This is a genomic window from Streptomyces alkaliterrae, from assembly GCF_007097205.2.
Lineage (GTDB): Bacteria > Actinomycetota > Actinomycetes > Streptomycetales > Streptomycetaceae > Streptomyces > Streptomyces alkaliterrae.
The window spans coordinates 1-8,281 of sequence record NZ_VJYK02000244.1; the positions used below are offsets into that span (position 1 = coordinate 1).

Consider the following 8,281-nt stretch of genomic DNA (forward strand, 5'->3'; position numbering starts at 1 on the left):
CACCGGGACCGTGCCGGTGGTCTGCGCCGGGCCGACCGGCACGGTCCCGGTGTCAGCGGTCGATCACCGGGACCGTGTGGGGACTCAGTAGCGGTCCAGCTTCGGCGGGTCGACGTACTCGGAGCCCGACAGACCCAGCGTCGCCTCGTAGGCCTTCTTGTAGTCACCGTTGTCGATGTGCGCCTGGATGGCGTCCGACACCGCGTCGCGCAGCGCCTTGTCGCCCTTCTTCACGCCGACGCCGTAGGGCTCGTCGCTGAAGGTCTCGCCGACGACCCGCAGCTTCGCCGGCTGCTGGGCGGCGTAGCCCTTGAGGATGGCGTCGTCGGTGGTCATGGCGTCCACCTGGCCGTCGATGAGCTGCTTGACGCAGTCGGTGTACTTGCCGAGCTCGACGGTCTTGGCACCGTACTTGGCCTTGTTCTCGGTGATGTTCCGCAGCGGGGTGGAGCCCTTGATGGAGCAGACCGTCTTGCCCTTGATGCTGTCCGGGCCCTTGATGTCCTTGTCGTCCTTGCGGACGAGCAGGTCCTGGCCGGCCATGTAGTACGGGCCGGCGAAGTCGATCTGCTTCTTGCGCTCGTCGTTGATCGTGTAGGTGCCGATCATGAGGTCGACCTGGCCCTTGGAGACCGCGGTCTCACGGATGGAGGAGTCGATGGTCTTCCACTCGATGTCCTTCTCCGGGTCGAAGCCGAGGTCGGCGGCGATCATCTTGGCGATCTCGACGTCGAAGCCCTGGTACTTCTTGCTGCCCGGGTCCTGGAAGCCGAGGTAGGGCTGGTCGGACTTGGAGCCGATGACGAGCTTGCCGCGCTTCTGGGCCGCCTTGAGCACCGCCGAGTCGATGTCGACGTTCTCCGCCACCTTGTAGGTGGGCAGGTCGGGGGCGTTCTCGTCGGCGCTGTTGGGGTTCTTCTTGGTGCCGCAGGCGGCGGTCAGGGCGAGGACGGTGGCGACGGCGGCCACGACGCTGTACTGACGAAGTCTCATGGTCGAACTTCCCTCATCTTCGGTGGATGTGCTGGGCCCGGCGGATGCGCCTGATCAGTGCTGGAGGATCTTCGACAGGAAGTCCTTGGCCCGGTCACTGCGGGGGTTGCTGAAGAACTGGTCGGGGGTGGCCTCCTCGACGATGCGCCCGTCGGCCATGAAGACCACCCGGTTCGCCGCCGAGCGGGCGAAGCCCATCTCGTGGGTGACGACGACCATCGTCATGCCCTCGCTGGCCAACTGCTGCATGACCTCGAGGACTTCGTTGATCATCTCGGGGTCGAGCGCGGAGGTCGGCTCGTCGAACAGCATGACCTTGGGGCCCATGGCGAGCGCCCGCGCGATGGCCACGCGCTGCTGCTGGCCGCCGGAGAGCTGGGCGGGGTACTTGTCCGCCTGGTTGCCCACGCCGACCCGGTCGAGCAGTTCGCGGGCCCGCTTCTCGGCTTCCGCCTTGGGGGTGCGGCGCACCTTGATCTGTCCCAGCGTCACGTTCTCGAGCACGGTCTTGTGCGCGAAGAGGTTGAACGACTGGAAGACCATGCCGACGTCCGCGCGGAGCTTCGCCAGTTGGCGTCCCTCCGCCGGCAGCGGTTTGCCGTCGACGGTGATGCTGCCGGAGTCGATCGTCTCCAGGCGGTTGATGGTGCGGCACAGCGTCGACTTGCCGGACCCGGAGGGACCGATCACGACGACGACCTCACCCTTGGCGATGGTCAGGTCGATGTCCTGGAGCACGTGCAGCGCACCGAAGTGCTTGTTGACGTTGTCCAGCACGACCAGCGGCTCCGCCGCGCCGGCGGTGTCCTTGGTCACCGATACTTCGCTCATCGGCGTCACTCGCTCCGTCCTCGTCGGTTGAGGGGACCTTAGTGATCTGCGTCAACCGACGTCAGCACATCTGAGGGAGAATTGAGCATAACGATCCGGTCACTTGTCGACACTCTGCGTAAGGGGGTCGACAGATGGCGTACCGGCTGCATAACGGATAACGCCGGGTGACGGAACCGCCTTGACTGAGGTGCCGCATATCGGGATGGATGCATAGGCGCCGGAACGCGAGACGACCGAGAGTGCGAGACGACCGAGAGGAGGACCGGATGCGGCTGCTGCTGGTCGAGGACGACAACCACGTCGCCGCGGCCCTCATCGCCGTACTGTCCAGGCACGGCTTCACCGTGGTGCACGCCCGCAACGGCGAGGAGGCGCTGGACGCGCTGCTGCCCGACGAGGGGCGCACGCCGTTCGCGGTGGTTCTGCTTGATCTCGGGCTGCCCGACCAGGACGGTTTTGAGGTCTGCGACCGCATCCGGCGGCGGACCGACACCCCGGTGATCATGGTGACCGCCCGGGCCGACGTGCGCTCCCGCATCCACGGGCTGAACCTCGGCGCCGACGACTACGTCGTCAAGCCGTACGACACCGGTGAACTGCTCGCCCGCATCCACGCCGTGGGCCGCCGACGCGGGCTTGAGGAGTCGGAGCGGCAGGGCGAGGACCGCGCACCCGAGACGCTGCGGTTCGGCGGTGTGCTGCTGTGCCTGGACACCCGTCAGGTCCTGGTCGACGACGAGCCGGTGCAGCTGACCCGCAAGGAGTTCGACCTGCTGGCGCTGCTCGCCCAGCGGCCCGGCGTGGTCTGCCGCCGGGAGCAGATCATCAGCGAGGTGTGGCGGACCAGCTGGGAGGGGACGGGCCGCACCCTGGAGGTGCACGTGGCCTCCCTGCGCGCGAAGCTGCGCCGGCCCGCGCTGATCGAGACCGTACGGGGTGTCGGCTACCGGCTGATCGACCCGGTCGGCTGACCTCGACTACGGTCGTCCGGTGCGCGCTCGCCTCCTCCCCCTGCTCATCGTGCTCTTCGCCGGTGTGCTGCTGGCGCTCGGCTTCCCGCTCGCGATGAGCATGGCCGGGGCCGAGCAGCAGCGGGTGGTCATCGACCGGATCGACGACACCAGCCGGTTCTCCGCGCTGGCGCAGTTCGTGACCACCCCGCCCGCCGAGGGGGAACAGGGCGAGCGGCGACCGGGGCAGCCGGCCCCGCAGGACGAGCGGCTGGCCGTGCTGACCAGCGAACTCTCTCGCTACCACGATCTGTACGGCATCCGCGCCGGTGTCTTCTACCGGGACGGCAGCGCGATGGCCGCCGCGCCGAACGGCTGGCGGCTCCCGAAGACCGGTGAGGGCGCCGACGCCTTCGCCGAGGCGCTGGCCGGCCGGCGCAGCCACGACCCGCCGCAGGTGTGGCCGTGGCAGGACCGGCGCATCGCGGTGGCCTCACCGGTGGTGCGGGACGGCGACGTGGTGGCGGTCGTGCTCACCGACTCCCCCACCGACCAGCTGCGCTCACGCGTCCTGCGGAGCTGGCTCCCGCTCGCGCTCGGCGAGGCGGCGGCCATGGCGCTCGCGGTGGGCGCGGCGATCTACCTGACCGGCTGGGTGCTGCGGCCGGTGCGGGTGCTGGACAAGGCGACCCACGACATCGCCACCGACCAGCTCAACTCCCGGGTCGCGGCCGTGGAGGGCCCGCCCGAGCTGCGCCGACTGGCCCGCTCCTTCAACGAGATGGCAGACCACGTCGAGGAGGTGCTGGAGCAGCAGCGGGCGTTTGTCGCCGACGCCTCCCACCAGCTGCGCAACCCGCTCGCCGCGCTGCTGCTGCGCATCGAGCTGCTGGGCCTCGAACTCCCGCCGGACAACGAGGAGGTCAAGGCCGTACAGGCCGAGGGCAAGCGGCTGGCCCGGGTGTTGGACGATCTACTCGGGCTGGCGCTGGCCGAGCACGCCCAACCGGACCTCCGGGTCGTCGACGCAGCGGCGCTCGCCGCCGAACGCGCGGCCGCCTGGCGGCCGGTGGCCGAACGCGCCGGGGTCCGCCTGGAGACGACGGGCAGCGCGGCGCTCACCGCGTGGGCCGATCCGGTCGCCCTCTCCAGCGCCCTGGACGCGGTGGTGGACAACGCCGTGAAGTTCACCCCCGGCGGGGAGCGGGTGACGGTGACGGTGCGGCCGTCCGGTGAGCGGGTGCTGATCGAGGTCGTCGACTGCGGGCCCGGGCTCGGCGAGGAGGAGCTGAGCCGGGTCGGCGACCGCTTCTGGCGCAGCGGCCGACACCAGAACGTGTCGGGGTCCGGGCTCGGGCTGTCCATCGCCCGGGCCCTGCTGGGCGCCGGCGGCGGCTCGCTCGAGTTCGCCCCGAACGAGCCGCGCGGCCTGCGGGTGACCATCGACGTACCGCGCAACAGACCCGACAGACCCGCGTAGCCGTCAGTCGTCACCGCGGGTCAGCCGCAGGGTGAGGATCTGGAAGGGCCGCAGGCGCAGCGCCACGCTGCCGTCGGGCAGGACGGTGGCGGCCGCCGCGTCCTCCTCCCTCGGCCGCTCCAACAGGTCGACCGCCCGCACCGAGGAGACCGGGAAGTCGGGGGTGAGCGTCGCCTCCGCCCGGCCGCCCAGGCACTCGTGCAGCCGGACGACCACGTCGCCGCTGCGGTCCTCGGCGAGCTTGACGGCGGCGACCACCACCCGGTCGTCGTCCACGGTGAGCAGCGGCCGGACCGGCCGGGCACCGGAGAGAGCGGCGGCGGGCAGGTTCAGCCGGTGGCCCTCCCGGACGGCGTCGACGATGCCGGCGCCGGGGACCAGCGCGTAGCGCAGGAGGTGGACGCCGTGGTCGGTCTCCGGGTCGGGGTAGCGCGGGGCCCGCAGCAGCGACAGCCGGAGGGTGGTGGTCTGCCCGCCGTCCTCCCGCACGTCGCGGGTGACGTCGTGGCCGTAGGTGGAGTCGTTCACCACGGCGGCGCCCCAGCCGGGCTCGCCGACGTGCAGCCAGCGGTGTGCGCAGATCTCGAACTTCGCGGCCTCCCACGAGGTGTTGACGTGGGTGGGGCGCTGTACGTGGCCGAACTGGGTCTCGGCGGAGGAGTGGTCGGCCTTCACGTCCAGCGGGAAGGCGACCTTCAGCAGTTTCTCCGTCTCCCGCCAGTCGACCTCCGTCTCCGTCACCAGCGCCGGGGAGTCGGCGCTCAGGGTCAGCCGCTGGGTGACACGGGACTCGCCGAACGTCCTCGTCACCGTGATCGTCGCGGCCCGCGGGGTGGCGTCGACGGTGTGGGAGTCGACGTCGGCGAGGTCGGTGACGTTGTGCCGGTAGAAGGCGTCGACGTCCCAGGCGTCCCACATGTTCGGGAAGTCCGGGTGGAGTTGGAGCATTCCGGCGGCACGGCCCGGCGCGACCGCCTCGCGGCCGTCGGGCAGTTCCCGCGCCGAGACGATCAGCCCGCGTTCGTCGATCTCCACCCGCAGCCGTCCGTTGGCCAGGACGTGACCACCCTCGGGCCGCTCGCGGCATTCCACGGCGCCGCTCGGCGCGGGCGCGGGCGTGGCGGCGCCCCCGGACGGCACCCCGTGCCAGGAGTGCGGGGTGCCGTTGAAGACGAGTGGGACTTCGCCCTCACCCGCGAGCGCCCGCTGTGCCTCCCCGATGATCTGCGCCAGCTCCGTGTGGACCCGCTGGTAGGTCTCCCTGGCCTCCCGGTGTACCCAGGCGATGGAGGTGCCGGGCAGGATGTCGTGGAACTGGTGCAGCAGGACGGTTTTCCAGAGCCGTTCCAGCCGCTCGTACGGGTAGGCCCGGTCTGTGCGGCCGCCGCCTCGGACCGCAGCGGTGGTCGCCCACAGCTCCGCCTCGCGCAGCAGGGACTCGGCGCGCCGGTTGCCCTGCTTGGTGCGGGCCTGCGAGGTGTACGTGCCGCGGTGCAGTTCGAGGTAGAGCTCGCCGGCCCAGACGGGGGCGTGCGGATACTCCTCGTGCGCCTTCTCGAAGAACGCGGCGGGTCGCTCGATCTCCACCCGGGGCGAACCCTCCAGATCGGTCAGGCGGCGGGCCCGGGCGAGCATCTCCCTGGTCGCGCCACCGCCGCCGTCGCCCCAGCCGAAGGGCACCAGCGAGCGGCTTCCGGCGCCCTTCTCCCGGTAGTTGCGCGCCGCGTGCGCCAACTCCCCCCCGCTGAGGTCGGAGTTGTAGGTGTCGACCGGCGGGAAGTGGGTGAAGACCCGGGTGCCGTCGATGCCCTCCCACCAGAACGTGTGGTGCGGGAACCGGTTGGTCTGGCTCCAGCTGATCTTCTGGGTGAGGAACCAGCGGGCCCCCGCCAGTTTCACGATCTGCGGCATGGCCGCCGTGTAGCCGAAGGAGTCGGGCAGCCACACCTCCTGGGTGTCCACACCGAACTCTTCCAGGAAGAACCGCTTCCCGTAGAGGAACTGTCGGACCATCGCCTCGCCGCCGACCATGTTGGTGTCCGACTCGACCCACATCCCGCCGACCGGCACGAAGCGCCCCTCGGCGACCTGCTTCTTGACCCGCGCGTACACCTCCGGCCGGTGCTCCTTGATCCAGTCGAGCTGCTGGGCCTGGGACATCGCGAACACGAACTCGGGATGGTCGTCCATCAGCGCGACCATGTTGGAGGCGGTCCTGGCGACCTTGCGGACCGTCTCCCGCAGCGGCCACAGCCAGGCGGAGTCGATGTGCGCGTGGCCCACCGCGCTGACGCGGTGCGCGGAGGCGCGGGCCGGCGCGGAGAGCACCCCGGCGAGCCGGGCGCGGGCGGCCCCGGCGCTGCCGGGCACGTCGCCGAGGTCGACGGCGTCCAGCGCCGACTCCACGGCCCGCAGGATCTCCCAGCGCCGGGCGTCCTCCACCGGCAGCTCCAGCATGAGGCCGCCGAGCACGTCCAGGTCCTGGACCAGTTCCCAGACCTGCGACTCGAAGACGGCCAGGTCCATACGGGCGAGCCGGTAGAGCGGGCGGTCGGAGGCGGTGAGCCGGTCCCCCTCGTAGGTGGGGCGGTGCTCGGCGAGCACCGGGTTGGCGGCGGCCTCGACGTACAGCTCGACCGTTCCGCCGGGTGACGCGTCGGGCGGCCGCACCCACGCGTTGCGCGGGTTGAGCGCCTTCACCACCTCGCCGTCGGCCCGGTAGACCAGGCCCTCGCACTGGAAGCCCGGCATGTCCCGGTCGAAGCCCAGGTCGAGCACGGCCTCCACCGTCCGCCCGGCCCACTCGGCGGGCACCGTGCCCGTCACCCTGAACCAGGTGGTGCCCCAGGCCGGCCCCCACTCCTCCCCCACCGAGGTGGGCCGGTATGCGGCGGACAGACCCTCGCGGACGGGCACCGGTTCGCCGGGGGCGTCCCAGCGCTCCACCGTCAGCGGCCGGGTCGAGCTGTGGACGGCCGGCCGGAGGCGTTCCTCCAGGACCCGGCGCAGTCGGTGTTCCACGATGCTGCGGTCGTCATGCATGGTGTGCGGCTCCGGTTGTGGTCTGCGGGCGGGAGGGACGTGACGCGAGCACGGATGAGGCCTTACCAGCGGTGTGCGACGGCAACCGCCGGTGAGCGCACGAGGGCGTGGGAGACGGCGCGTATCTCCACCCGGGTGGTGCGCTCGCCCGCCGCCCGACGCAGCGAGCCCAGGTAGTACGCCTCACCGGCGGTGCCGCCGAGGAAGCGACGGCGGCCGTCGGGCAGCACCTGGTGCAGTTCGTGGTGGTGCACCGCGCACGGCCCGCCCCGGGGCGCGCGCCAGCGCAACCGGGCCTCGGCCTCGTCTGCGCCGAGGCGGGCGGCGGCCGTGATCCGGGCGTCCGTCGGGGCCCCGGGCGCGGACGGGCGGCCGTCGGTGACGGTGAGCGCGCCCAGCCGCCAGCGGACCGGGCGGCCCGCGACGCCGCGCAGCCCGACGGCCAGGGCGCGCAGCATCGAGCCCGCCGCGAGGCGCGGCCTCAGCACCGACGTCGTCCAGCCGTCGGGGCCGCGCACGGTCGCCGCGGGGTGGTGGCGGAACGCGGGTGCGGCGCCGGGCTCGGCCGGTTCCGCCGTGGCCCACGCGGCCGCCACCCGCACCGGGCCGGAGCCCGGTTCGGCCCGGTGGACGAGTGTCAGTCGCGTGTCCGGGCCGGCGGGGAGTCGGCAGCGGAAGAGCTCCAGTACGCCGTCGAAGCCCTCGGCGCCGTCGAGCAGCAGGCTGGAACCGCCGTGCCAGGCGGCGGCGAAGTCCAGCGTGACCGTGGGCCTCGGCCCGTTCCCGTGGATCGCCCAACGGCGTGCGGGCAGCGGGTCCTGGAGACCGAGGTGGTTCCACTCGGTGTCGGAGGCGCGCCGCCCGGCCTCGTACCAGGCGGTGCCGTGTCCGGTGTTGAACGTCGTGCCGAAGGGCAGCGCGGTGACGGCGGACCGGTCCGCGACGTGGCGGGCGGGCGGCTGCCAGGGGCCGGGGCCGCCGG

The 8,281-nt window shown here is 71.9% G+C and carries 6 protein-coding genes; 2 read left to right on the forward strand and 4 right to left on the reverse strand.

Annotated elements, in window-relative coordinates:
- Positions 1-84: 84 nt before the first annotated feature.
- Both FNX44_RS20020 and FNX44_RS20025 read right to left on the reverse strand, forming a co-directional pair.
- A complete protein-coding gene (locus FNX44_RS20020; protein WP_143649823.1) occupies positions 85-993 on the reverse strand; it encodes a glutamate ABC transporter substrate-binding protein in 909 nt (302 codons plus the stop codon).
- A gap of 54 nt (positions 994-1,047) precedes the next feature.
- Entirely contained in the window at positions 1,048-1,824 is a 777-nt protein-coding gene (locus FNX44_RS20025) for an amino acid ABC transporter ATP-binding protein (RefSeq protein ID WP_143649825.1), read from the reverse strand.
- Positions 1,825-2,093: 269 nt separating this feature from the next.
- Between FNX44_RS20025 and FNX44_RS20030 the strand changes: the two genes are divergently transcribed.
- Both FNX44_RS20030 and FNX44_RS20035 read left to right on the forward strand, forming a co-directional pair.
- Positions 2,094-2,798, forward strand: coding sequence for a response regulator transcription factor (locus FNX44_RS20030; RefSeq protein ID WP_143649832.1), 705 nt, complete (start codon positions 2,094-2,096; stop codon positions 2,796-2,798).
- A gap of 19 nt (positions 2,799-2,817) precedes the next feature.
- Positions 2,818-4,257 (forward strand): sensor histidine kinase, encoded by a 1,440-nt coding sequence (locus FNX44_RS20035; RefSeq protein ID WP_143649827.1) that lies wholly within the window; start codon positions 2,818-2,820, stop codon positions 4,255-4,257.
- A 3-nt stretch (positions 4,258-4,260) separates the two neighbouring features.
- Here FNX44_RS20035 and FNX44_RS20040 read toward each other — a convergent pair whose 3' ends face one another.
- Positions 4,261-7,299: an alpha-mannosidase gene (locus tag FNX44_RS20040; RefSeq protein ID WP_143649829.1), complete on the reverse strand. Its 3,039-nt coding sequence runs from the start codon at positions 7,297-7,299 to the stop codon at positions 4,261-4,263.
- A 62-nt stretch (positions 7,300-7,361) separates the two neighbouring features.
- The coding region (locus FNX44_RS28140) for a GH85 family endohexosaminidase C-terminal domain-containing protein (protein ID WP_438873683.1) at positions 7,362-8,281 on the reverse strand (920 nt) is incomplete at its 5' end.

Coding starts and splice junctions, on each gene's coding strand:
- FNX44_RS20020 (WP_143649823.1), bottom strand. CDS start 993: ATGAGACTTCGTCAGTACAGCGTCGTGGCCGCCGTCGCCACCGTCCTC.
- FNX44_RS20025 (WP_143649825.1), bottom strand. CDS start 1,824: ATGAGCGAAGTATCGGTGACCAAGGACACCGCCGGCGCGGCGGAGCCG.
- FNX44_RS20030 (WP_143649832.1), top strand. CDS start 2,094: ATGCGGCTGCTGCTGGTCGAGGACGACAACCACGTCGCCGCGGCCCTC.
- FNX44_RS20040 (WP_143649829.1), bottom strand. CDS start 7,299: ATGCATGACGACCGCAGCATCGTGGAACACCGACTGCGCCGGGTCCTG.